Source organism: Idiomarina sp. Sol25 (genome assembly GCF_033052775.1).
Taxonomy (GTDB): Bacteria; Pseudomonadota; Gammaproteobacteria; order Enterobacterales; family Alteromonadaceae; genus Idiomarina.
Map to the genome: position 1 here is coordinate 1 of NZ_JAUPEW010000234.1, position 239 is coordinate 239.

At 40.2% G+C, this 239-nt stretch carries 1 protein-coding gene; it reads left to right on the forward strand.

Annotation, left to right across the window (positions count from 1 at the left end; translation table 11 throughout):
- A partial coding sequence (locus Q5L94_RS14110; RefSeq protein ID WP_317498975.1) for a hypothetical protein occupies positions 1–183 on the forward strand: 183 nt, incomplete at its 5' end.
- Between the last annotated feature and the right edge of the window lie 56 nt (positions 184–239).

Consider the following 239-nt stretch of genomic DNA (forward strand, 5'->3'; position numbering starts at 1 on the left):
GTCAATGTTGATTTGACCGCAATGTACTTACAACTCGATCCGGTGACTTTAATGTCTGAGTTAAAAGTGTTGAAAAATAATCTAATGACCTTTGCCTGGAATATTATCGGCACCGCCAAAACCGAGCAGTATGCTGATAAGCCGGCTGAAATGAATCAGAGTCATTCAGCACACATTGAGTAAGAAGTTCTTGATTACTTTCGTTTTGAAAAGCCAAAAGACAAACGGAGTCTTCCGAG